We start from the raw sequence: 278 nt of genomic DNA on the forward strand, positions 1-278 counted from the left end.
ACCTGTGTTATTCGGAGGATTTTCTTTTGACCCTTGCGAAGAAAGAGGTTCACAATGGGACCATTTCTCGGAAGGGGATTTCTTTGTGCCTGCGCTTATGCTGACGATGACTGCTGAAGGCCCGTTCTTAACAGTTAACAGATGGGTAAGCGGAGGAGAAGACGCAGAAGCTGTTTTAGAAGGCTTAAAAGCTTTTGCGGCGGAATTTATGGTTCCCGATTTCAAGCAAGAAGATCAGGCTGTGATTGCAGCAGCCGAAGAGCTGGATAAGGATGATT

At 46.8% G+C, this 278-nt stretch carries 1 pseudogene; it reads left to right on the top strand.

The window, feature by feature from the left end:
- Positions 1-278: pseudogene (locus SB660_RS20090) on the top strand (isochorismate synthase); the annotation flags it as partial.

The organism is Bacillus sp. SIMBA_005 (assembly GCF_046535585.1).
Classification (GTDB): Bacteria; Bacillota; Bacilli; order Bacillales; family Bacillaceae; genus Bacillus; species Bacillus pumilus.